The organism is Janthinobacterium sp. BJB301 (genome assembly GCF_002735685.1).
Classification (GTDB): domain Bacteria; phylum Pseudomonadota; class Gammaproteobacteria; order Burkholderiales; family Burkholderiaceae_D; genus Janthinobacterium; species Janthinobacterium lividum.
Genome location: NZ_PDZJ01000003.1, coordinates 284592 through 308556 on the forward strand (window position 1 = coordinate 284592; position 23965 = coordinate 308556).

The 23965-nt window shown below is 61.3% G+C and carries 22 protein-coding genes; 5 read left to right on the plus strand and 17 right to left on the minus strand.

The window, feature by feature from the left end; all coding sequences use genetic code 11:
- The first annotated feature begins 34 nt into the window (after positions 1-34).
- Positions 35-1342 (plus strand): tetratricopeptide repeat protein, encoded by a 1308-nt coding sequence (locus tag CSQ91_RS20655; RefSeq protein ID WP_070257505.1) that lies wholly within the window; start codon positions 35-37, stop codon positions 1340-1342.
- An 81-nt stretch (positions 1343-1423) separates the two neighbouring features.
- Entirely contained in the window at positions 1424-2626 is a 1203-nt protein-coding gene (locus CSQ91_RS20660; protein WP_099389470.1) for a DUF5009 domain-containing protein, read from the plus strand.
- Here CSQ91_RS20660 and CSQ91_RS20665 read toward each other — a convergent pair.
- The 3 genes from CSQ91_RS20665 to CSQ91_RS20675 form a co-directional block, all read right to left on the minus strand.
- Positions 2623-3744, minus strand: a complete 1122-nt coding sequence (locus CSQ91_RS20665) for an acyltransferase family protein (protein WP_099389471.1) — start codon at positions 3742-3744, stop codon at positions 2623-2625. The genes CSQ91_RS20660 and CSQ91_RS20665 overlap by 4 nt on opposite strands.
- 64 nt (positions 3745-3808) lie before the next feature.
- On the minus strand, positions 3809-6523 hold the full coding sequence (locus CSQ91_RS20670) for a TonB-dependent receptor (RefSeq protein WP_180278478.1): 2715 nt from the start codon (positions 6521-6523) through the stop codon (positions 3809-3811).
- 177 nt (positions 6524-6700) lie between these two features.
- Positions 6701-9385, minus strand: a complete 2685-nt coding sequence (locus tag CSQ91_RS20675; RefSeq protein ID WP_099389472.1) for a TonB-dependent receptor — start codon at positions 9383-9385, stop codon at positions 6701-6703.
- A gap of 387 nt (positions 9386-9772) precedes the next feature.
- Between CSQ91_RS20675 and CSQ91_RS20680 the strand changes: the two genes are divergently transcribed.
- On the plus strand, positions 9773-10513 hold the full coding sequence (locus CSQ91_RS20680) for a GntR family transcriptional regulator (RefSeq protein WP_034781815.1): 741 nt from the start codon (positions 9773-9775) through the stop codon (positions 10511-10513).
- Between the two features lie 192 nt (positions 10514-10705).
- Here CSQ91_RS20680 and CSQ91_RS20685 read toward each other — a convergent pair whose 3' ends face one another.
- The 10 genes from CSQ91_RS20685 to rpsP all read right to left on the minus strand — a co-directional run bounded on the left by CSQ91_RS20685 (position 10706) and on the right by rpsP (position 18217).
- Positions 10706-12169: a carbon-nitrogen hydrolase family protein gene (locus CSQ91_RS20685; RefSeq protein WP_143451071.1), complete on the minus strand. Its 1464-nt coding sequence runs from the start codon at positions 12167-12169 to the stop codon at positions 10706-10708.
- Entirely contained in the window at positions 12166-12984 is an 819-nt protein-coding gene (locus CSQ91_RS20690; protein ID WP_099389474.1) for an AraC family transcriptional regulator, read from the minus strand. Before CSQ91_RS20690 ends, CSQ91_RS20685 begins: the two co-directional genes overlap by 4 nt.
- Positions 12985-13190: 206 nt before the next feature.
- Positions 13191-13640: a CBS domain-containing protein gene (locus CSQ91_RS20695; RefSeq protein WP_035825422.1), complete on the minus strand. Its 450-nt coding sequence runs from the start codon at positions 13638-13640 to the stop codon at positions 13191-13193.
- A gap of 81 nt (positions 13641-13721) precedes the next feature.
- Entirely contained in the window at positions 13722-14057 is a 336-nt protein-coding gene (locus CSQ91_RS20700; protein WP_099389475.1) for a DUF3579 domain-containing protein, read from the minus strand.
- A 225-nt stretch (positions 14058-14282) separates the two neighbouring features.
- Positions 14283-15242, minus strand: coding sequence for a CobD/CbiB family protein (locus tag CSQ91_RS20705; RefSeq protein ID WP_034759859.1), 960 nt, complete (start codon positions 15240-15242; stop codon positions 14283-14285).
- A gap of 97 nt (positions 15243-15339) precedes the next feature.
- Positions 15340-15999 carry a CoA pyrophosphatase gene (locus tag CSQ91_RS20710; protein WP_070282504.1) on the minus strand — a complete coding sequence of 220 codons (660 nt, stop codon included), beginning with the start codon at positions 15997-15999 and terminating at the stop codon, positions 15340-15342.
- An 81-nt stretch (positions 16000-16080) separates the two neighbouring features.
- Positions 16081-16464: a 50S ribosomal protein L19 gene (gene rplS / locus CSQ91_RS20715; RefSeq protein WP_010395528.1), complete on the minus strand. Its 384-nt coding sequence runs from the start codon at positions 16462-16464 to the stop codon at positions 16081-16083.
- Between the two features lie 133 nt (positions 16465-16597).
- Entirely contained in the window at positions 16598-17344 is a 747-nt protein-coding gene (gene trmD / locus CSQ91_RS20720) for a tRNA (guanosine(37)-N1)-methyltransferase TrmD (protein WP_099389476.1), read from the minus strand.
- A gap of 50 nt (positions 17345-17394) precedes the next feature.
- A complete protein-coding gene (rimM, locus tag CSQ91_RS20725; RefSeq protein ID WP_070282501.1) occupies positions 17395-17952 on the minus strand; it encodes a ribosome maturation factor RimM in 558 nt (185 codons plus the stop codon).
- A gap of 13 nt (positions 17953-17965) precedes the next feature.
- Positions 17966-18217 carry a 30S ribosomal protein S16 gene (rpsP, locus tag CSQ91_RS20730; protein ID WP_010395524.1) on the minus strand — a complete coding sequence of 84 codons (252 nt, stop codon included), beginning with the start codon at positions 18215-18217 and terminating at the stop codon, positions 17966-17968.
- A 288-nt stretch (positions 18218-18505) separates the two neighbouring features.
- On the opposite strand from rpsP, the gene CSQ91_RS20735 reads away from it, so the two are divergent.
- Both CSQ91_RS20735 and CSQ91_RS20740 read left to right on the plus strand, forming a co-directional pair.
- Complete coding sequence (locus CSQ91_RS20735) at positions 18506-18940, plus strand: NINE protein (RefSeq protein WP_034781788.1); 435 nt, start codon at positions 18506-18508, stop codon at positions 18938-18940.
- Between the two features lie 137 nt (positions 18941-19077).
- A complete protein-coding gene (locus CSQ91_RS20740; protein ID WP_034781786.1) occupies positions 19078-19704 on the plus strand; it encodes a glycine zipper 2TM domain-containing protein in 627 nt (208 codons plus the stop codon).
- A gap of 153 nt (positions 19705-19857) precedes the next feature.
- Here CSQ91_RS20740 and CSQ91_RS20745 read toward each other — a convergent pair whose 3' ends face one another.
- From CSQ91_RS20745 to CSQ91_RS20760, 4 genes are all read right to left on the minus strand, one after another.
- Positions 19858-21648 (minus strand): acyl-CoA dehydrogenase, encoded by a 1791-nt coding sequence (locus CSQ91_RS20745; protein ID WP_070282497.1) that lies wholly within the window; start codon positions 21646-21648, stop codon positions 19858-19860.
- A 92-nt stretch (positions 21649-21740) separates the two neighbouring features.
- Positions 21741-22673 carry an electron transfer flavoprotein subunit alpha/FixB family protein gene (locus tag CSQ91_RS20750; protein WP_099389477.1) on the minus strand — a complete coding sequence of 311 codons (933 nt, stop codon included), beginning with the start codon at positions 22671-22673 and terminating at the stop codon, positions 21741-21743.
- A 42-nt stretch (positions 22674-22715) separates the two neighbouring features.
- The gene (locus tag CSQ91_RS20755) at positions 22716-23465 is read right to left on the minus strand and encodes an electron transfer flavoprotein subunit beta/FixA family protein (RefSeq protein WP_034759884.1); all 750 of its coding nucleotides are present in this window, start codon (positions 23463-23465) and stop codon (positions 22716-22718) included.
- A gap of 256 nt (positions 23466-23721) precedes the next feature.
- Positions 23722-23949, minus strand: a complete 228-nt coding sequence (locus CSQ91_RS20760; RefSeq protein WP_010395510.1) for a sulfurtransferase TusA family protein — start codon at positions 23947-23949, stop codon at positions 23722-23724.
- Between the last annotated feature and the right edge of the window lie 16 nt (positions 23950-23965).

Genomic DNA, 23965 nt, shown 5'->3' on the forward strand with positions numbered 1-23965 from the left:
GTGCGTATTTTTGTTATTGATTGAAGGATTGACCATGTCCCAATTCCGTCTTGCCCGTCTTAGCCTGCTCCTGGCCGCCATCGGCCTGAATGTCCTGCCATCCCTGTCGCACGCGCAGGATGCCAAGCCAGCCGCCGCCGCGGCTGCCGCTCCGGCCGAATCGGTGCGCCCTGAAGTGTTCAAGCTGCTCGATCCGACCGCCGTGAAGGCATCGATGGATGCCAAGAACTACGCCGACGTGCAAAGCCGCATCGACCAGGCTGCCGCCATTCCGGCCCTGACGCCGTATGAAACGTTCGTGCTGAACCGCCTGCGCGTGGCATTGGCATCGGCCACCAACAATGCGCCCATGGCCATGACGGCACTGGAAGCGGTGATCGAATCGGGCAAGCTGGAAAAGAACGTCAAGGGCGATTTCATCCAGGCGCTGGCCAACTACCACTACAACGCCAAGGATTACCCGAACGCCATCAAATGGTTCACCCGCTACCAGACGGAAACGGGCGATGTCGCCAGCGTACGCAAGTACATCGTGCGCGCCTATTACCTGGGCAATGACTTTGCGCGCGCAAAGCAGGAATTGTTGGCCGATATCACGGCACAACAGCAAGCGGGCAAGACACCTAGCCTGGAAGAATTGCAATTGCTGGCCAACACGGGTTCGAAAAGCAAGGATCCGGCCACCTACCTGATCGCCATGGAAAACCTGGTGCGCTACTACCCGTCGGACGACTACTGGACCGACCTGCTGGGCCGTTTGCAGGGCAAGGCCGGCTATTCCGACCGCTTTGCGCTGGACGTGCTGCGCCTGCAATTCCAGGCCGTCGGCACCATGTCGCCGCAAGATTACAGCGACATGGCTGAAATCGCCTTGCAAAACGCCTTCCCGACGGAAGCGAAAAAAGTCCTCGACGCCGGCTTTGCCAAGGGCGTGCTGGGCACGGGCGCGAATGCGGCCAAGCACAAGAAACTGCGCGACCAGGCCAACAAGGCTGCCGCCGACGATGCGAAAAACATCGCCAGCGGCGAAGCGTCGGCCATGAAGAGCAAGGATGGCACGGGCTTGATCAATCTGGGCTACGCCTTCGTGACGATGGACCAGTTCGACAAAGGTATCGACCTGATCCAGAAAGGCATCGCCAAGGGCGGCCTGAAACGTGCTGAAGACGCCAAGCTGCGCCTCGGCTATTCCTACGCCATGGCTGGCAAGAAAGATGACGCCATCAAAGTCCTGGAAACGGTCAAGGGCGGCGACGGCGTGGGCGACCTGGCCCGCTACTGGATCCTGTGGCTGAACCGCCCTGCCACGGCAGCGGCGGCACCGGCAGCAGCGGCACAGTAATTCCCGCTCCGTCCAGCATGCGCAAGGCAGTTCCCGGCTCAGGCCGGGGCTGCTTTTTTTTCGACCTTTTTTCATCCTTCCATGCCGCCAGCCACTATCGCCACCGCCACCGCCGCCGAACGATTGACCAGCCTGGACGCCTTTCGCGGCTTCGTGATCGTCACCATGATCTGGGTCAACTACCTGGCCGGCATGCCCGGCATTGCCTGGTGGCTCGAACATGCGGGTCCCCGCGCCGACGGCATCACCGTGCCGGACCTGGTCTTTCCCGGCTTTCTGTTCATGGTCGGCATGGCCATTCCGCTGGCCTTGCAGCGCCATTGCGGCCACGTCACACCAGCCCTGCTGGGACGCCTGCTGTGGCGCTCCGCCAGCCTGATGCTGGCCGGCGTGGTGCTGGCGAACGCCTACCGCTACGATGCGCAGGCGGCGCTGCTGCCGCACGCCGTGTATTTCCTGCTGTTTTACGTGGCCATGATCCTGCTGTGGCGCCAGGGTGCGGGCAAGCTTGAGCTGGCCGCGGGCGGCGCCCTGATGCTGTTCCTGCTGGCGACGTTCCGCGGTGAATTGAATGCGGAATTTTCCAGCACCTGGCTGCAACCGTCCTGGTGGGGCATCCTCGGCATGATCGGCTGGTCTTACCTGCTGTGCAGCCTGCTGTACCTGGCATGCCAGGGCAGCGGCACGGCGCTGATGGGCGTGCTTTCCCTGCTGATCGCGCTGTACATGGGCGGCACGGCGGGCAGCCTGGATTTCCTGCCGGCGGGTATCAACGGGTTTGTCAACGTGCCGCAAGTGCTCGGTTCGACGGCGGCGAATGTGCTGGCCGGTACCCTGGTGGGCCGGCTGTTCCTGCGTGGCGCAGCATTGAACCATGCCCAGAGGATACGTTTCATGGCGTGGTTCGCGCTGGGCCTGCTGGTGGCCGGCCTGCTGCTGCGGCCGTATCACCACATCAACAAGATCGCGGCAACGGAATCCTACACGCTCGTGTGCAGCGCCATCATCCTGGCCCTGTTCCTCGTGTTTTATGTCGTCATCGACGTGTGGCGCTGGCGCGCCTGGGCGGCGGTGCTATTGCCCGCCGGCACCAATGCCCTGTTCGCCTACATCGTGCCCGACCTGTGGCAGCAACTGGCAACCGTGCTGCACCTGCCGCGCTTCTGGTGGCCGTATCTGGAAACGGGCGGCGCGGCCGGCCTGTGGAATGCCGCCGCCGTCACCACCCTGATGCTGCTCTTCACGGCCCTGGCCACACGCTATGGCCTGAAGCTGAAGTTTTAGACCTTGATATAGATCTTGCGCTTGTCCATGCCGTACGCGATCAGCCAGCACAGCAGCATGAAGCTGACGGCAAACAGCAAGGAGCCCACGCGCGCCGGCGCCCAGCCCGTAAACCACTGCTGGTACAGCCACTGGTACAGGTTGCCGCCACCGATGCGCACGGTAAACGCGATGATCACCAGCACTTCCGACACCAGGTAGATGAACAGGGTGTTCTTGCCGAAGACTTCAAAGAAGTAGGTCCAGCCCGTGATCTTGCGCACGTCGATGATGAACATCAGCAGCGCCAGCAGCAGCAAGTCCAGGCCGATACCGAGCATCACGTAAGAGCTGGTCCACAGCTTCTTGTTGATCGGAAACACTTCATTCCAGCACAGGGCCACCGCCACGCAAATGGCGCCGGCCACGGCCAGCTGATACAGGCTGGCGCGCAGCTGCGCCGGCGCCGTCTGGCGCAGGAAACTGCCCGCCAGGTAGCCGGCGATCACATTGACGATAGCTGCCAAGGTGCCGAGGATGCCTTCCGGATCGAAGGCGATGCCTTCGCCGTGGTACAAATGGCTGTCGCCCAGCAGAATCAGATCCAGCTTGGCCGGCGCGTTGCCGTGCAAGCTGTAGTCGCCCCAGGTCGCCAGGATGGCCCAGTAGCCAAGCAAGGCGCAGGCGCTGAAGACCAGCGCGCCCCGCGTCTTCCAGTAATGGAGGATCAGCGCGGCGGCCAGGTAGCATACAGCGATGCGCTGCAGCACGCCGGGGATGCGCGTGTGCGACAGGGGCGACCAGGCGAACTGGCCCGCATCGTCGAGCTTGAAGAAGGGAAACCAGTACAGCAGGAAGCCCAGTAAAAAGATCAGCGCGCTACGCTTGCACAGCTTGGCCAGCACGGCGCCATGGCCCAGGTTTTCATACTTGCCCAGCGCAAAGGCAAGCGCATTGCCGACCACAAACAAAAAGCTGGGAAAGACCAGGTCCGTCACGGTAAAACCATGCCATTCGGCATGCAGGAACGGCGCATACACGCTGCCCCAGTCGCCAGGCGTATTTACGACGATCATCAGGGCGACGGTCAGGCCGCGCAGGACGTCGAGGGCGAGGTAACGTTGAGGTGCAATAGTCATGTCAAACAATTCCAAAAGATAACAGCCAGCTCCCCGCTTGTGGCAGAAAGCCGGCAAAAAAAACCTACAGCTTGGCGCGCAGACCAAAGTAATACTGGCGGCCGTTCGAGTAGAGGGCCGTCGGCTGATCCTGGTTGGCGCCGTAATACTTGAGTACCGGATTATTCAGGTTCAGCACGTCGAAGGTCAACGAGTAGCGCTCGTCGATCTTGTAGTTGAGCGACGCGGCCAGGTTGCCCACGCCATGCACATACTGTGGCGAACTGCTGAACAGGCCTGCCAGGAAGCTGGAACGGTAGGTGTAAGCCAGGCGCGCGCTCAGGCGCTCATCCTCGTAATAGCCTTCCAGGTTGTAGGTGCCGCGCGAGCTACCGACCACGGCGGCGCCATCGTCGGCCTTGCCATTCGTATAGGTGTAATTGCCCACCACGCCGAAACCGCCCCACAGGCCCTGCTGGTAACTGAGTTCCACACCCTTGTTCTTGGCGCCGATATTCGTCGGCGACTGGATCACATAGGTGTTGAATTTCTTGAAGGTATTATTGTAGTAGCTCACGGGCGCGGTACCAAACGTCACGTACGATTTCATGTCCATATAGAAGGCCCCCACGGACAGCATGGCCTTCGGTGAAAAATACCATTCCAGAGTGGCATCGTAGTTGGTCGAGCGTATCGGTTTCAGGTCCGGATTGCCGCCCGTTCCCGTCAGTAACTGGTCATTCAGGTTGACAGCACCCACCAGAGCGCTATAGTCGGCGCGCGCCATGGTTTTCGCCACGGCCGCGCGGGCCACCAGGTCCTTGCTCAAGTCAAACTTGATATTCGCGCTGGGCAGCACGTCCGTGTAGCTGTGCTTGACGACGGTGGGCGTGTAGGTGCCGAAAATGTTTTCCTGGCCGATCGGATTTTCGCCGCCCGGCACGTTCGTCACCGTCGTCTGCTGCGTGCGCACCACGCGCACGCCCACATTGCCGCGCCACTTGTTGCCCGCCAGATTGGCCATGATATAGGCCGCGCTATCCTTTTCTTTCACGTCCAGCTCGGCCGGCCAGTTGCGCGAATTCGGTCCGCCCGAATTGTCGTATTTGTTGGCCCACGCCACGAGGTCGGCCGGATCAAGCTGCCAATAGCGGCCCTGCGCATTGCCGCCCAGCCCCTTGCCATAGTCGCCTGGGTATGTAGCGCCATTCCACTTCGGCAAGGGTGCATTCGTCGTGCCGTCGCATACGGCGCAACTGCGATTTTCCGGCCACGACACATTGCGGTGATGTTCCGCGTAGCGGGCACCGAACTTCAACGATTCGAGCACGCCGTAATCCATGCTCAGCTCGCCGTCCGCCTGGCCATATTTTTCCGTGTCCAGGGTTTCCACATGCGAACCCCAGGCCGACGCCGTGACCACGTTGGAAAACCTGGAAATGTCCAGGCCAGGGAAATTCAGTCTGGCCGGCGACAGACCGTTCAGCTGGTACGACACGCCAACGCCCGTCAAGCCTGCCTCATAGCCGAGGTCGACGGGCGTCTCGCCGATACCGCGAGTGTAGCCGAGACTGCCCGTGATGCGCAGGCGCTCGCTGGCGCGGTAGCTGCCGTTGAAGTCGACATACGCGGTCGACGAGTTCGACCCGGGACGGTAGATCTGGTCGACCAGGGCCGGGTACAGCTGGCCGTTATACGGCGTGGTGGCATTCGCGGCAGGAAATTGCGACGCGGGAAAATCGGCTGCCACCAAGGTGTTGTTCTTCACCGTAAACGCGCTGGGAATCACGCCGACGTGCTTGCCGTCATTGTCGACGGCATTCAGGTTGGCGCCTGGCTGGTTATAAAAACTGCGGTTGTAATTGGCCGCATCCAGCTTGGAATAGAAACCGTTGACGTCGAGCATCAAATCAGACGTCGGCTTGAATTGCAGGTCGATGCTGCCGCCCTGGCGCTTGCGCACCTGTTCGAACAGGGCCGAGTTGATGCCCAGCGGCGCCAGCACGCCGGCCAGTTGCGGATATTTCTGCGCGGCCGGGCTGTTGGCGTCGATGGCGCCATAACCGAAGAATTCCTGACCATCGCGGCGCTCATGGCGTTTTTCGGAAAACACCTGGAACAGCACGCCCAGGGTCTTGGCCTCGTTCTTCCAGTTGAACAAGGCATTCATTTGCGGATCTGTCTTGCCCGGCAAGTCCGCATAGATCGCCTGCACGGCCAGCTCGGCTGTGAACGGCTGCTTGAAACTGAGCGGCTTGCGCGTCTCGATATTGATGGAGCCAGCCACGCCGCCTTCCACCAGGTCCGCCTGCGAACTCTTTTGCACAGTGACCCGGCTGACGATTTCCGATGGCAGCAAGGCAAAGCTGACGCTGCGCCCCACAGTGCCCACCTGGTCGGTGACGAACCAGTCGCCCGTGCCGACGGCGTGGCCATTGATCAGGGTCTGCGTCAGGCTGGGACTGGTGCCTCGAATGCTGACCCGGTCGTTCTCCGAAAAACCGCCCTCGCCGCCTGCCGACGAGGAAATATTCACGCCCGGCACCCGCTGTACGGCGTCGGCCACGTTCTTGTCCGGCAGCTTGCCGATGTCTTCGGCGCTGACGACGTCGATCACGGAATCGCTGTTGCGCTTCTGGCTCAGCGACTGCTCCAACGAGGCGCGAATGCCGGTGACGACGACCTCCTGCATCGATGGAGCGGCGACCTGGGCCTGCTGCGCTTGGGCCGCCATGCTCATGGACAGCAAGGCTGCAGCGGCGGCGATGGGGTGCAATACGGGGTGCAAACGACTGTTCATAGACTCCTCGTTATAGATGTCCGCCACAGTGGCCAGACGGTTTTATATGAGTACAGACGGCAGGCGCCCTGCCAGTGGGCGTCGAAAAAAAAGGCAAGCTCCCGAAACAGGAACTTGCCTTGAAAAGACCGAGGAAGACCGGGCCCGACGCGGATGCATCAGGCCAGATCGTCTTGCTTACAGCTTGGCGCGCAGACCCAGGTAGAAGGTACGGCCATTGCTATAGAAAGCGCGTGGCTGATCCTTGTTTTCCGCGTACATCTTGATGGTCGTGTTCGTCAAGTTAAGCGCATCGAACGTGATCGTGAAGTGTTCGTTGATCTTGTAGTTGAGCGAACCGGCCAGGCCGCCCGCGCCGGCAACGTGCTGGCTGGCGCCACGGTCCACGCCCGCTTTGTAAGCGGAACGGTAGTTGTAGGCCAGGCGTGCGCTGAGGGCATTGGCTTCGTAGAAGGCCGTCAGGTTATACGTGCTGCGCGATGCATTGACCAGTTCATCACCATTGTCCAGCTTGCCGTCGGCATAGGTGTAGTTGGCCAGGATGCCGAAGTCGCCGAACAGCGGTTGCTGGTAGCTGAACTCCGCGCCCTTGTTCTTGCCGCTGGTGTTGAATGGCGACGTGATCTGGTACACGGCATTGGCATTACGCTTGCTGTTGAAGTAGGTAGCGTTGACGGTACCATTCGACACGACCGATTTCAAGTCCATGTAGAACAGGCCCACCGAGAAAGCCGACTTCGGTGCGAAATACCATTCGGCGCTGACTTCGGCGTTATCCGACTTGACCGGGTTCAGGTTGACGTTGCCGCCGCTACCGCTGAGTGCATCGTCGTTCAGCGATACCGAACCACCGAGCGCGCTGTAGTCAGGACGGGCGATGGTGCGGGCAATGGCGCCGCGGACGACCAGGTCATTGCGCACGTCGAACTTGATGTTGGCGCTAGGCAGGTAGTCGTTGTAGCTACGCTCGTACAGGTGCTGCGAGTATGCGCCCCAGTCGGAGCCGGTGATCGGGCCGCCAGCCTGGTTGACCAGCGTCGATTGCTTGGTGTGGACGGCGCGCAGGCCGAAGTTACCGCTCCAGTTGTCGCCCGTCAGGTTGGCCATGGCATAGATTGCCGAGGTTTTTTCCTTCAGTTTGAATTCGTCGGTCCAGTTATGGCGACGCACGTAGTCAAACAGACGGTTGCCAGGAGCCGCGCCCCATGCGCCCAGTGCCGAACCGTCGTACTTGAAGTAATTGCTCGACAGGTTGCCACCGAGATCCTTGGCGAAGTCGCTTGGGTACATGCTGCCATTCCATGCCGGGCCAGGGTTGCTGAAACCCAGGTCGCCCGGACGGGTCTCAAACGGATGCTCGGCATCGCGCTTGTGGTCGGTCAAGCGGCCACCGAACTTGACCGAATCCCAGATGCCGGACGACAGACGCAGTTCCGCATCGATCTGGGCATATTTTTCCTGGTCGACGGAACGCGATTCGCCGCCGCCGGCCCATGCCGTCGAGCCAGGCTTGGTGGTGGTGCCGCCCGGATAGGAAACGCTGGCCGGGCTCATGCCATTCAATTGATACACCATGCCGCCATCGACGTTGTTCTGGTAGTACACATCGTCACGGTCATAGCCGACGCCATGGGTCTTGCCCAGTTTACCGGTCAGTGTCAGGTCCTTGGTGGCGCGGTATTTGAAGTTGAAATCGAGATAGTACGATTCGCCACCGGCGTCAGGACGGTAGATATTATCGACTTCGCCCGAGTTCCTGGCGAAGGTGGCGCCTGTCAGCGTACCATTCTTGACCGTGTAGTTGGTCGGCACCTGGCCGGTCGACACGCCTTTGTCGTCCGTGCTATTAATCGAGTTGGCAGGCGCAGCCAGCCAGTTGGTGTTTTGATGCGGCGCCTTCAATTGCGAATAGAAGCCGTTCACATCCAGGGTCAAGTCCTTGCTGGGCTTGAATTCGATGTCGAATGCGCCGCCTTCGCGGGTTTTCTTTTGCTCGAACAGGCTGGCGCCGATAAAGGTCGGCACTTTCACGCCGGCCAGTTCAGGATGGGCCTTGGCCGCGTTGCTGCCTGCGGCGATGGGCGTGTAGCCGAGGATTTCCTGGCCATCGCGGCGCACGGTCGATTTTTGGGAAAAACCTTGCACCATGATGCCCAAGGTATTCGTGTCATTCTTCCAGTTCACCAGGCCGGAGAACTGCGGATCGGTCTTGCCGGCCAGGTCATTGTGGAAAGCCTGGATCGAACCTTCTGCCGTAATTTGGTTCTTGAATTCCAACGGACGGCGGGTGATCACGTCAATCACGCCCGAGACGCCGCCTTCAGGCAGGTCCGCCGTGGCGCTCTTGTGTACGACAACGGAGCTCACAAGTTCCGATGGCAGCAAGGAAAAGCTGCTGCTGCGGCCGACATTGCCGCCGAACTGGTTCAGGACGAACCAGTCGCCCGTGCTGATGGCGTGGCCGTTGAACAGGGTTTGCTGGAAGCTGGGGCTAGTGCCACGCAAGCTGACGCGATCGTTTTCGCCGAAGCCGCCTTCGCCACCGGCAGACGATTGGGTATTCACACCTGGCAGGCGCTGGATCGCGTCAGCCACGTTACGGTCTGGCATCTTGCCGATATCTTCGGCGGTGACCACTTCCACCACGGAATCCGCATTGCGTTTTTGCTTCAGCGATTTTTCCAGCGAGGCACGCACGCCGGTCACCGTCACCACGGTGGCCACGTCTTCGGCGGGCGCCTCCTGCGCCTGCGCCGAAAAGGACAGACCGGCGACCATCACGGCAACGGCCGCGGCGATCGGCGTACGGCTACGCGAACCGGATTTCACGACGGCAGCTGCAGGTGTCAAATTGCGTTTCATGTACTCCCCCTTGATTTAGGCTCCAGGATTGGATCCTTTTCATTTTTAATGTAGGTCTTCTTTCCAGCCGCCCACTCTCGCCGGCATGCTGCAGACCCTTCGGCACAACCACTTACAAAACCAATTCAACGCCAATATACTACTATCCAATACCAGAACACTACCAGTTGCAACTTTTTTTTTATAACGTTGCTTGAATCACACAGACCACTTTATCTAAATCAATCCGTAGCCCGTATGAGCAGGCTAAATCCCGGCGAAGCCAGGCATAAATTGCTGGCATGACAATTCAAATTGGTTTTATAACGGCCTTTTTTGGTATTATCCAGCGACACAAAACAGATACAGAGCGCGTCTGCAACGCGCCGTAACGGAGACCCTCAGCGTATGACAACCCTGGCTCACATCATGCAAGGCCTGGGGCAGACGAGTAGCCTGCCCCTGTACCAGCAACTGCAGCGCGCGCTGCGCGAAGCGATCGACAAGCGCATCCTCGGCCCCGAGGAAGCCTTGCCGGCCGAGCGCCAGCTGGCCAGCGACCTGTCCGTCTCGCGCATCACCGTGCGCAAGGCGATCGATGGCCTCGTCAACGAGGGCTTGCTGGTGCGGCGCCCCGGTTCGGGCAATTTCATCAATACGCGCATCGAGAAAAATTTCGCCAAGCTGACCTCGTTTTCCGAGGATATGCGGGCGCGCGGACGCACGCCGCGCAGCGTGTGGCTCAAGCGCGCGGAGGGCACCGTCACGCCGGAAGAGGCCTTGCGCCTGCGGCTGTCGCCGGGCGCGCCCGTGTACCGCTTCCACCGCATCCGCTATGCGGACGAGGTGCCGATGTGCCTGGAATACGCGACCATCGTCGCCAGCTGCCTGCCGAACCTCGACGCTGTCGATATCTCCATGTATGACGCGCTGGAACAGGCGGGCAACCGGCCCGTGCGCGCCTTGCAACGGCTCAGCGCCTTGTTGTTGACGGGGGAGCAGGCCAGCTTGTTGCAGGCGGAGGAAGGCGACGCGGGATTATCGGTGGAAAGACTGGGCTTTTTGCGCGATGGCCGCGCCGTGGAATTTTGCCGCTCCTACTTCCGCGGCGATATGTATGATTTCGTGGCTGAATTAAGTACCAATTAATACCAGCTGCCCGAATTTCTGAATACCAGATAAAACCACTTATTGCAGTGCAATATATATGCCGGCATCGCGGCTATATATGCACGGCAATGGTGCAATCATCGGCGGCGATTATGTGGCTGCCTGCGCGGAATATAAAATAAGAGCGTGCAATACGCTTTTTGCGCATTGCAGCAAAACGGAGATTATCCGTCAGGAAGCGGGGGCGGCGCGGCGGCCCACGCACAGCAAAATCACGCCCAGCGCCACGCACAGCCAGCCGAATAGCGGCCCCAGCCATCCGGCCCAGGTAGCGACGCTCGGGTGCGCCGGCAGCGGCGCCAGCACGGTACTGCCCGGCATGGCGCTGCTGGCCCGCTCCGCCAGCACGCGTCCATACGCATCGCTGACCGTCAGCATACCCTCGCGCGCCGCGCGCAGCACGGCATAACCGTTTTCCACGCCGCGCACCACCGTCATGCGCGCCCCCATCCAGGCGTCCAGCTGGAAATCCCAGGCCGGCACCAGCATCGCCTGCGCCCCGGCGGCGCCATACGCCTGCCCCAGGGGCGCGAAATGCATGTCCTTGCAGATGGCCAGTCCCATGGCCATCCCCGCTACCGGCTGCACGGCATAGGCGCTGCCAGCAAGAAACTCGCGCTCGGGCGGCGCCAGATGATGTTTTTGATAGCTGACAGGCGCGGCGCCATCGGGCGCGAACAGCCAGGCCAGGTTGCGCCGGCCGGCCTCATCTTGCACGCCCAGCCCCAAGGTGATCCACGCGCCCGTGCTGCGCGCCAGCGCCTGGAAACGCTGCCGCACGGCGTCCGCCTGCGCTGGCGCCAGCACGGCTATCTTTTCCGGCAACAGCACCAGCCTGGCGCCCTGCCCAGCCAGCCCTACCACGTGGCGCGCATACTGGTCCCAGATGGCTTGCGCGCGCGCTGGCGGCGTGGCCGGGCCGATGAAGTCATCGATGGCTACCAGGCCCGCCAGCGAACCGCCAGATGCCGGAGCGCCCTGCACGCGCCAGGCGCCGCCGGCAAACGCCACCGCCAGCAGCAGCACGGCAGCGCCGGCCGCTGGCGCATACGCGCGGCCGCCCGTCAGCAGCAAGGCCAGCGCGGATGGCGCCAGGCACAGCAAAAACAGCAGGCCAGGCACGCCCGCCAGGGCCGCCACCTGCAGCACGGCAAGGTTATCCGCTTGCGAATACGCGAGGCTGCCCCAGTTACCGTCCGGCAGCAAGGCCGCCATCAGCGTATCGATGGCCACCCACAGCACGGGATACGCCAGCACCGTCCAGGGCGCCCGGTAGCGCAGCACGAGGCGCCGCGCGGCCAGCACCACCAGCAGCCACAACAGTGCCTTGACGGCGATCACGGCCAGCACGGCCGGCAAGGGCATGAGCAGGCGGAAATAGGCAAAGTTCGATGACAGGCCGAGCACGGCGGCCAGGAACGTCATCCAGGCCGCATCGCGGCGCGACGAGCGCAGGGCCAGCCACAGCACGGGCAGCGGCGCGCACCAGGCCAGCCAGCCCAGCGGCTGCGGTCCCAGCACCCAGTACAGGGGCAGGCCCGCCGCCAGCGCGGCGGCGGTTTGCAACAGGCGCTGGCGCAGCGCGGTGCCGCCGGCAAACGCAGCCGAGGTAGTCAAGGTCGGGAACATGCTCATGCTTTCAAGGGAAGCCAGATTTCCACACCGCCGATGCCGCTGGCGGGATCGAAATGCTGGCCGTAGCGTTCAAAATCGGGCGCGTCGGCCACCTCCAGCCCGGACTGGGGCAGCCATTCGTTCCACACCGTGTGCCAGGTGGCGCGGATGGTGGAAATATGCCCGCGGTGATGAAACACGGCATAGCGCCGCGGCGCGATGCGCAGCCGCGTCCAGCCATCGGGGGCCTGGGAAAAGTCGCTTACCGGCATGGCGCACAGGTAGTCGAAATTGCCCGCGTCGTCATTGTTGCAGCACACGCCATACACCAGCTGGCCGGGCGCCACATGGGGCAGGAAACGCTGCCACAGGGCGGGGATGCCGGCAGCCGTCTCTGCGCAATAACGTTCGACGAAGCCCGCCACCAGCAAGGCGGGGCCCTGTTCGAAACGGGGTGCTTCCAAGGGCACGCCAGGCGCCACATCCATTCTGATGGCCTCCACCAGCGCGAGGTTGGCGACGTGGCGCTGGGCCCGCACCTTTTCCGGCGTGATCTGGAACTGCTCGCGGAAGGCCCGCGTAAAGGCCTCGTGGGAACTGTAGCCGGCCTGCAGCGCGACGGCGAGGATGTCTTGCGCGCCCTGCGCCAGCGCGCGGGCCGCCTCGCTGAGCCGGCGCGCCCGCACATAGCGCATCACGGAATGGCCCGTGGCCAGGCCAAACGCACGCGTCAGGTGACACGGCGAGGCACCGCCCACATTGGCGATGTCACCGAGCGAGATATTCTCCGCATAGTGCGATTCGATATACCAGAGTGCCTTGGCCAGATAGTGCATGAACGCTTCCCGTTGAACGAGCAGCGACTGTAGCATTTTCGGGAAGCCACCACTTGACCGGAATTGCGCAATAACCGGCGCACTGAACACCTGACAAAACCGTAGCGAGCGGCAGTGATTTGTGGTTGAGAAGCGCAGGCGTACTGTAGTACGGTGAGCATCGCCGACCGCAAAGCGCGACGCGCAGTAGGTTTTGACAGGTGTTCCTACTTCCGGGTGCGCTTTTCGTACACCAGCTGGCCGCTGCTGATGCGGGCCAGCTCGGCCATTTCCTGGGCCAGGAAGGCAAGCAGGTCGTCGATGCTGACGACGCCGGAGAGCGCGCCCAGGCTGTTGACCACGGGCAGGCGGCGGATGCCGTTGACGCGCATGCGTTCGATGATGTCATAGACATCCTCGTCTTCGCTGGCGGTCAGCAGCTGCGCGCTCATGATGTCGCCCACCAGCAGGCTGGCGGGGTCGAGGCCCAGGGCAATGACGGAAATGACGATGTCGCGGTCGGTGAGGATGCCGATGGGGACGCGCTCGCCGTTCGGCTGCTCGGCCACGATCAGGTCGCCCACGTGGTGCTGGCGCATCAGCAGCGCCGCGTCCTGCACGCTGGTGTCACGCTGGCAATGGATGGTGTGCAGGGTACAGATGTCGCCGATGCGCATGTCGCCACTCCGTTTGAGGCCGAGTGTCCACGCTACGCCAGCCCGCCGTGGCGGGTTTGAGGCACATCAATGAAACGGGTCTTACTTTTCTTCGGGAGGCGGCAGGAAGCAGGCTTCGACGATTTGCAGGTCATTATCCTTGGCAAATTCGCGCACGAAGTGAAACGCCATCGGTTCGATCTCGCGCAACTTGATGTTGACGACCACCGACTTGACGCCATTGACGACGGTCGGGCGCACGTAGGGCGAATACTGGAGGTGCGCATTGCGCCCGCCACCTTCGGGATTGAAACAGGACATCACTCCGCAAAGGCGCTCGGCCCAATCGCTGGGTCGGAATTGCTTGCCATTGCTGGTGAGACCAAGGATGAAGAACTCGTCTGAGAGTTCCCCTGTTTTTTGAGATAACTCGGCCATGTGGCTTGTCGGGACTGGATTGCGTGAATGGCCCCGGCGGGTAAGCCGGGCTGGTAATTCAACTACGTTTGCTGCGGTAAGCCAGTATTATATCTTATAGAAGACTTGGGTTCTACCTCGATCTGCCCTGACTATGCAAACAGGGGCTGGCACGCCTTGCGCGCCAGCCCCTATTTTAACCTTGTTCCACGCGCAAGGCGCATGGATGGCGCATGTGCGCCCGCGTCAGCCGAGGAAAACGGCGCCCGACATCAACAGCAGCAGCAGCATCCACAGCAGCAGGGCGCGCCACACGAGGCCCACCGTACTCTGCAAGGCGCGCGCTCCCGGCTCTTCGCCTGGCAGGATATCGCTTTCGCTGTCGCTGTCATCGACGGCCATGTCCGGCGTGACGAGCACGCGGGCCGCCGTTTCCGCTGGCGTGCCCAGGCGCACGCCCATGGCGCCGCCGCCGGCCGTCAAAATGATGCCGATGGCCTCGTCCTGCCAGCGCTGGGCGAAGTTGCGCCAGGCGTAGATGGCATCCTCGAAATTGCCGACCACGGCAAACGCCACGGCCGTCAGGCGCACGGGAATCCAGTCGATCCAGTAAAAGGCGCGCGCGGCGAACTGGCCGAACGCTTCATTGCGCATGTGCTCGGGCTCGTTCCAGGCGCGCGCCAGGTATTCGGCCACGCGGTACATCACGGCGCAGGCAGGGCCCAGCGGCATAAGGAACCAGAAGAACACGCCAAATACATTGCGGTGCGTGGTGACCAGGGCTTTTTCCACGGCAATGCGGGCGATTTCGCTCGCTTCCATGCCCACCGTGTCGAGCTTGGTCCACTCGGCCAGCAAGGTGCGCGCGGTCGCTTCGTCGCCGGCGCTCAGGGCCAGCTGGATCGACGTGAAGTAATGGCTGTAGTGGCGGAAGCCCAGGGTCAGGTAGACGATGAGGACGTTCCAGGCAAAGGCCAGCAAGGTCAGCTGATAATGCTGCAAGAGCCAGTAAATGCCGGCCGTCGGCACCATCAGCACGCCGATCATGAGGAACCAGCCCATGCGGCCATGGTTGGCGTGGCCGGCATTGAACCAGGTCTCCATGCGCATTGCCAGGCTCTTGATTTCGGCGTAGATCGGATTGTCCGCGCGCAAAGGTTTGAGCTGCTCGATCAGCAATGCGCAAAGTATGGAGAGAAATGTCATCAAACGTCCTTTTTGTCTTTTTCAGCAATACCGCAATGCCCGCTACGATAGCGCAGTGCAGTGCTGGAATCAAACTTATTACGTGCGGGGCGCCATTTTACGCGCGCAAGAGGTGAAACAGATTGCGCAGCATGCCGGCGGTGGCGCCCCAGATGTAGAAGCGCTCGTACGGCATGGCGTAGAACGAGCGCCGTCCGCCGGGCAACTCCACCGACAGGCGCTGATGGTTGAGGCCATCCATGAGGAAGACCAGCGGCACTTCGAAGATTTCCGCCACTTCGGACGGGTCGGCGCGCAGCTCGAACGGCGGCGTCACCAGGCCCACCACGGGCGTGACCTGGTAGCCGGTACCCGTCAGGTAATCGGGCAGGCAGCCCAGCACTTCGATATGCTCGCGCGCCAGGCCCACTTCTTCTTCCGTTTCGCGCAAGGCCGTGGCGATGGGCGACGCATCGAAGGCTTCGCTGCGCCCGCCTGGAAAGCTGACCTGCCCCGCATGGCTGCTCAGGTGGTCCGTGCGCATGGTCAGCAAGATGGTCAAGCCCTGTGGCCGTTGCACCAGGGGAATGAGCACGGCGGCGCGCACTGGCACGGCACGGGCGGAAAGAAAATCCTGGGTAATCTCGGGCTGCCAGTCAGGCTGTTCGGCCAGGCGCTGGCGCAGCCAGCCGGGCGTCAGGCGCACGGCGTCCAGCGCCGCCTCGCCGGCGATCGAATCGATGGCGAGTTGTTTTGGATCAAATGCGATAGTGGCCATGGCAGCTTGCCTCAATAGCAATTCAGAATAAAAAAAGGGGCACCATAACAGGCACCCCTTTTCCCAACGCAGACGCTGATATTACGCGCTTGCTTTCGCCACAACGCGGCGATTTGGCAATTTTTCTTTGATACGCGCCGATTTACCCGAACGCTCACGCAGATAGTACAGCTTGGCGCGGCGAACGTCACCACGGCGTTTCACTTCGATCGAAGCGATCAGCGGCGAGTACAGTTGGAACGTACGCTCAACGCCTTCGCCGGACGAGATCTTGCGAACGATGAAGTTCGAGTTCAGGCCACGGTTACGACGGGAGATAACGACGCCTTCGTAAGCCTGGGCGCGCTTGCGCGTACCTTCGACTACGTTGACGCTGACGATAACGGTATCGCCTGGTGCGAATTCAGGAATGGTTTTACCCAGACGAGCAATTTCTTCCTGCTCTAATTGTTGAATCAAGTCCATTTTTATAACTCCGAAAACCATCATGCCGGCGCACTGTGGATAGCAAGTATCCGCCCGGTAGAGGATGGGTATTACCAATTTGGGCAACATGCCCGGCACTGCAAGGCCACCCTGCTTGCAGTCCGAAAACGGCTTACAGGCTGGCCAGGAATTTTTCGTCGGTCTTGCTGAGCAAGCCGGCGGCACGCGCGCTGACCAGCAGGTCAGGCCGCTTTGTCGCGGTCGCTTCCAGCATGCGCTGGCGGCGCCACTTGACGATCTCGGCATGGTTTCCACCCATCAAGACGGGCGGCACGGCCATGCCTTCATATGTTTCCGGCCGCGTGTAGTGCGGCGAATCGAGCAAGCCATTGACGAAGCTGTCCTCGACGGCCGATGCCTCGGTGTTCAAGACACCCGGCAACAGGCGAATCACCGCATCCATCAGCGCCATGGCAGGCAATTCACCGCCCGACAGGACAAAGTCGCCGACGCTGATTTCTTCGTCGACGCAACGGTCCAGCAAACGCTGGTCCACGGCTTCATAGCGGCCACACAGGATCACCAAACCAGGTTCGGCTTTCAGTTGCGTGACGCGCTCGTGCGTCAACGGACGGCCTTGCGGCGACATGAACACCACGCGGGGCGCCGCCAGGCCGAGATCGGTCTGGCGTTGCTTCGCGGCATGAATTGTCGCTTCAAGGGGACGGGCCATCATCACCATGCCGGGGCCGCCGCCATACGGGCGGTCATCCACGGTACGGTGATTGTCGGTCGTGAAATCACGGGGATTCCACAGCGACAAGCCACATTTCCCCTGCTCGAAGGCGCGCCGGGTCACACCCGACTGCGTCAGCGCGGCAAACATTTCCGGGAACAGGGTCACGACATCAAATTGCATCGTTCACCATCCTGCAAAGTTTGCCCGGCGCAAAGTTAAGCGCAGGCGGTTTAATAATCGAGGCCCCAGTCGACCGTGATCTTGCTGGCAGCCTTGTCAACGTTAATGACAAACTGGCCAACAAACGGGATCAGGCGCTCAGGCGCCTTTTCAACGGTCTCATCGGCAGTGGCGACGGGCGTAACGCGCAAGATCGACTGCGGACCATTGCTCATCATGTCGTGCACTGTGCCGAGGCACTCGCCTTGCAAATTCTCGACTGTCAGTCCGATCAGATCGGACCAATAAAATTCATCGGCCGTCAGCGTCGGGAAATGGCTACGCGGAATTTGCACAGAGACGCCTTTCAGCGCTTCTGCGGCATCCCGCCCGACCACACCCACCAGCTGGGCCACGACGTCGCCGCCGTGTAACTTCGCTTGCCTGACTTGAACATCATGCAAGGTCGGTTTATCAAACCACCAGGTTTTGACGCTTAATAATGCATCCGCATCTTCGGAGAAAGGAGTGATCCTGACTCCGCCAGCAATGCCATAAGCACCGGAGACATAGCCTACCTGTACCAGGTCATCGGGGACTTTCACCCCGGATGCAGTCTTGACCGTCAAACCAGTGATCTAATTAAGCTGCTGCTTTGTTGTTGCTGGCTACCAGGCGAGCAACGGTTGGCGACAATTGTGCGCCAACGCCTTGCCAGTAGGCCAGACGGTCTGCGGTGATACGCAGTGGAACTTCGCCACCTTGCGCCATCGGGTTGTAAAAACCGATACGCTCAATGAAGCGACCATCGCGGCGATTGCGCGAATCAGTAGCGACGATGTTGAAGAACGGGCGCTTCTTGGCGCCTCCACGAGCTAAACGAATAACGACCATAATATTTCCAAAAAGTGTGCTGAGGCGGAAAAAGCCGCAAATTATAGCGCGCTTTACCGCCAGGCAGCAAGCGTTATGATGACGGGCGTGTAATTTGGGCTAATCAAACATTATGACCAGTCATGGCCGAAGACGCAATAGGCGCGTGCGTCTATCGTGCCTGCCATGCCACGTCCAGGCGATGATCTTGCACGACAGCATCGCCTGAACGCCGCCTGAAAGTGCTATCGTTGCGGCAAGCAATGACCGATACTGGCAATCTTTACCGATGAGCAACTCTGGAGTCCCATGACCACCGCTACCATTTTGCAACAGTCGCACAAGAACAAGGCATTCACGACACTACTGGCCTTCCTGCTAGGCATGCTGGGTGCCCACCGCTTCTACCTGCATGGCAGCAAAGACCGCTGGGGCTGGCTACACCTGGCCGCCCTGCCCGCTAGCTTGCTGCTGCGCCAGCTGTTTCCCGAGGCCGACTGGTTTTACCAGATTTTGCCGCTGACCCTGTCCGCCCTGGGCGGCTTCCTGGAAGCGCTGGTGCTGGGCCTGATGCCGGACGACAAGTGGGATGCGCGCTACAACGCCGCCTCCGGCCGCCTGTCGGATACGGGCTGGCCCCTGGCCGTTGTGCTGGTCGCTACCTTGATGCTAGGCGCAGGCGTGCTGATCGCCACCATGGCGCGCCTGTTCGACTTGCTGTATACAGGCGGTGCCTACGGTTAATTTCCATACGGAAAATGACTTCAGATATGGCGCGCCACACGCACATGTAAGTGTTGGTAAGCAATCATGATTTTCCTCTATACTGCATTCACAATGCCGACATTACTGGCACATTTAACACCCCCTAGGAGAAGATCATGATTCGTCGCCCACTCATCCTCGCAGTCGCCATCACGGCCCTGTTCAGCACCTCCGCCTTCGCGCAAAACCTGTCGCCGAAGGCGCAATACGCCTACGACACCAAGCAAGCCAGCACGCGCTATGCGGACGACAAGAAACTGTGCGCAGAAGAAAGCAGCTCGAAAGCCCGCATGCAATGCCTGCGCGACGCCAAGGGCGAATACGACCAGGCCATCATCAACGCCAAGGCCGCGCAAAAGGCCGGCAATTCATACGCAGGCCAGAACAACAAGCCAGCCCAGCAGCAAATCTGCGCCGAGTGCGGCAAGGTGCTGGCAGTCAACGTCGCTGAAAAAGCGGGCGAAGGCGGCGCGCTGGGCATGATCGGCGGCGGCGTGGCCGGCGCCCTGCTGGGCCGCCAGGTCGGCGGCGGACGCGGCAAGGACCTGGCCACCCTGGCCGGCGCCGCCGGCGGCGCTTTCGCAGGCAAGCAAGTCGAAGGCCACATGAAAAACAGCAAGGTGTGGACTGTCACCGTGCAATACGAAACAGGCGCCAAGGCTGACTTCGCATTTGACCAGGATCCAGGCCTGGCCGCTGGCGACCTGGTGCGCAATTCGGGTAATGGTATTGCCAGAAGATAAGCCCAACCCAAGAAAGACCGGGGTCGTACGGGGACGCCGAGTCCCTCAGGGTACGACCCCAGAATTTGCTTTGGGGCTAAAAAAGAAAAAGCGCTGGAGAGTGATCTCCAGCGCTTTTTGCATTCAACCAGCTTGCACTGGCCAAGCTTCAACTTAAAACTGCTCTTCCGACAAGGCCATCACGCCGGCGCTGCCATCGATGATGGTGGCGCGCAATCCTGGCGCTTGCGACAGGATGTGGTCGGCAAAGAAGCGCGCCGTGGCGATTTTTGCCTTGTAGAACGAGGCGTCGCCGCTGCCCTCGCCCAGCTTTTGCTGCGCCACCACGGCCGCGCGCGCCATTTGCCAGCCGCCCAGCACGATGCCGGCCAGCTTCAAATAGGGCACGCTGCCCGCGAACACGGCCTTGATGTCCGTCTTCATGTTCGCCACCACGTACTCGACCACGGCTTCCAGCGCGGCGCTGCCTTCGGCCAGGTGGCGCTGCATGGCCTGGAAGTCGGCGCCGGTCAGCTCGCCCAACTGGGCTTCCGTGGCGCGCACCTGGGCGATGATGGCTTTCGCCACGGCGCCGCCGTCGCGCACCGTCTTGCGGCCCACGAGGTCGTTCGCCTGGATGGCCGTGGTGCCTTCATAGATGGTGAGAATCTTGGCGTCGCGGTAATGCTGGGCGGCGCCTGTCTCTTCGATGAAACCCATGCCGCCATGCACTTGCACGCCATCGCGCGTGACGTCCTGCGACATTTCCGTGGCCCAGCCCTTGATCACGGGCACCAGGTATTCATACGTCGCCAGGCTTTCCGCGCGCACGTCCGCCTCCGGATGGTGGTGCGCCACGTCGCTGATGGCCGCCCCCACGTAGGCCAGCGCGCGCGCCGCTTCCGTCTGCGAGCGCATCGACATCAGCATGCGGCGCACGTCCGGGTGGTGGATGATGGAGACGGGGCCAGGCGAACCGGCCAGGTCGCGCGACTGCACGCGGTCCTTGGCGAACGCCACGGCCTGCTGGTAGGCGCGCTCGGCCAGGCCGATGCCTTGCAAGCCCACGCCGAAGCGGGCCGCGTTCATCATGATGAACATGTATTCGAGGCCGCGGTTTTCCTCGCCCACCAGGGTGCCGATGGCGCCGCCGTGGTCGCCGAATTGCAATACCGCCGTCGGGCTGGCCTTGATACCCAGCTTGTGTTCGATGGAAACACAGTGGGCGTCGTTGCGCGCGCCCAGGCTGCCATCGGCGTTGACGAGGAATTTCGGCACGATGAACAGCGAGATGCCTTTCACGCCGGCGGGCGCGTCCGGCGTGCGGGCCAGCACCAGGTGGACGATATTTTCCGCCATGTCGTGCTCGCCGTACGTGATGAAAATCTTCGTGCCGAACACTTTATACGTGCCATCGTCCTGCGGCACGGCGCGCGTGCGCACGGCGGCCAGGTCGGAACCGGCCTGCGGCTCCGTCAGATTCATGGTGCCCGTCCACTTGCCGGACACCAGGTTTTCCAGGTAAACCGCCTTTTGCTCATCGCTGCCGGCCGTCAGCAGCGCTTCGATGGCGCCGTCCGACAGCAGAGCGACCAAAGCGAACGAGATGCTGGCCGAGTTGAGCATTTCGATGCACGGCGTGGCCAAGAGCTTGGGCAAGCCCTGGCCGCCGAATTCCGTCGGGTGCTGCACGCCCTGCCAGCCCGCTTCGCCATACGCCTTGAACGCTTCCTTGAAGCCTTTCGAGGTGGTGACTTGGCCGTCGTGCCAGAAGCTCGGCTCCTTGTCGCTGGGGCCGTTCAAGGGGGCCACCACGCCGCCGCAGAACTTGGCGTTCTCTTCCAGCACGGCTTCGGCCGTGTCGGGCGTGGCGTCTTCGCAGCCGGGCAAAGTGTGGATTTCGGCCAGGCCGGCCAGTTCGTTCATCACGAACAACATGTCTTTCAGCGGGGCTTGATAGCTCATCTTCTTTTCTCCAAGAAAAAAGCCACGCGCGGCTCGCCGTGTGGGGCGGGCCGGCGTGGCTTTGTCAGTAACAAAACCGGAAGGGGTGTGACTTAACCCAGTTCTTTGACCAGTTGCGGCACGATCTCGAACAGATCGCCCACGATGCCGTAGTCGGCCACGGCAAAGATCGGCGCTTCAGGATCCTTGTTGATGGCGACGATGGTTTTCGAGTCTTTCATGCCGGCCAGATGCTGGATCGCGCCCGAGATACCGACGGCGATGTACAGCGATGGCGCGACGATCTTGCCCGTCTGGCCCACTTGCCAGTCGTTCGGCACGAAGCCGGCGTCGACGGCGGCGCGCGAAGCACCCATGGCGGCGCCCAGCTTGTCGGCCAGCGGCTCGAGGATGTGGAAGTTCTCGGCCGAACCCATGCCACGGCCACCCGACACGATGATTTTCGCGGCGGTCAGTTCAGGGCGGTCGGACTTGGCCAGCTCGCGGCCCACGAAGGCCGATTTGCCATTGTCGGCAACGGCGGCGACGGTTTCCGTGGCAGCCGAACCGCCGGTGGCGGCAGCCGCGTCGAAACCGGTGGTGCGCACGGTGATGACCTTGATCTTGTCACCAGATTGCACGGTGGCAATCGCGTTACCGGCGTAGATCGGACGCTCGAAGGTGTCAGGGGAATCGACCTTGGTGATTTCCGAGATTTGCGCGACGTCCAGCTTGGCGGCCACGCGCGGCAGGATGTTCTTGCCGTAGGCGGTGGCCGGGGCCAGGATATGGCTGTAGTTGCCGGCGATGGCCAGCACTTGCTCGGCCACGTTTTCGGCCAGGCCGTCGGCAAAGTATGGCGCGTCGGCCACGATGACTTTCGTCACGCCGGCGATTTGCGCGGCGGCAACGGCAGCGGCCGATGCGTTCGAACCTGCGACGAGCACGTGCACGTCGCCGCCGCACTGGGCGGCCGCGGTCACGGTGTGGTGGGTGCTGCCCTTTAAGGTAGCGTTGTCGTGTTCAGCAATAACTAATGCGACCATGATGTGTCCTGTAATTGTTCTGGATAAACGGCGGGGCCGCGCTTAGATGACTTTGGCTTCGGTACGCAGCTTGGCGACCAGGGTAGCGACGTCAGGCACCTTGATGCCGGCCGAGCGCTTGGCTGGCTCGACGACTTTCAGGGTCTTCAGGCGTGGCGCAACGTCGACGCCCAGGTCTTCCGGCTTGACGGTCTCGAGCGGCTTTTTCTTCGCCTTCATGATGTTCGGCAAGGTCACATAGCGTGGCTCGTTCAAACGCAGGTCGGTGGTGATAATCGCTGGCAAGGTCAATGCCAGGGTTTCCAGGCCGCCGTCAACTTCGCGGGTAACGGTGACTTTACCGTCTTCCAGCACGACTTTCGAAGCGAACGTGGCTTGCGGCCAACCCAGCAGGGCTGCCAGCATCTGGCCGGTCTGGTTGCTGTCGTCATCGATGGCTTGCTTGCCCAGGATGATCAGTTGCGGCTGCTCTTTCTCGGCCAGGGATTTCACCAGCTTGGCGACAGCCAGCGGTTCCAGTTCAGTCGTCGTTTCCACCAGGATGCCGCGGTCGGCGCCGATGGCCATGGCCGTGCGCAGGGTTTCCTGGCACTGCGTCACGCCGCAGGAGATGGCGACCACTTCAGTGACCTTGCCTGCTTCTTTCAGGCGCATCGCTTCTTCCAGTGCGATCTCATCGAAAGGGTTCATCGACATTTTGACGTTGGCGGTATCGACGCCAGTGCCGTCACTCTTGACGCGGACTTTGACGTTGTAGTCGACCACGCGTTTGACGGGTACCAAGACTTTCATAGCTATGCCTTTGGGAAATTATAAAAATGACGGATCAAGTGCTGATTGTGCGTTCGATTATAAGAGAAATTTGAATCTTGAACCGAATTTAAGCACGATCGTGCGATTTTTTGTTAGAGCAATCCATCTAAACTGTCCAGCTTTGAGGATTTCAGGGGGCTCGGCCGCTACGCTGCAGGGCAGCAAAAGGGCCTGAAAGTGACGCGGCACGGCAAGGAGAAACCAGGCCGCACCACGGCGGCCCCGGCTGGCAGAATTATTTGCGTTGCATCAGGAAGACGAACTCGGTGCCCGTCTGCACATGCGACAGCAGGGCATTGCCCGTTTGCTTGGCGAAAGCCTGGAAGTCGCGCACGGAACCGGGATCGGTTGCCATGATGCGCAGCACTTCCCCGCTCTGCAGCTCTGACAAAGCCTTTTTCGCCTTCAGAATCGGCAACGGGCAATTCAAGCCCCGCGCGTCGAGTTCTTTGTGAAATTCCATAATCTCGGTATCAAGT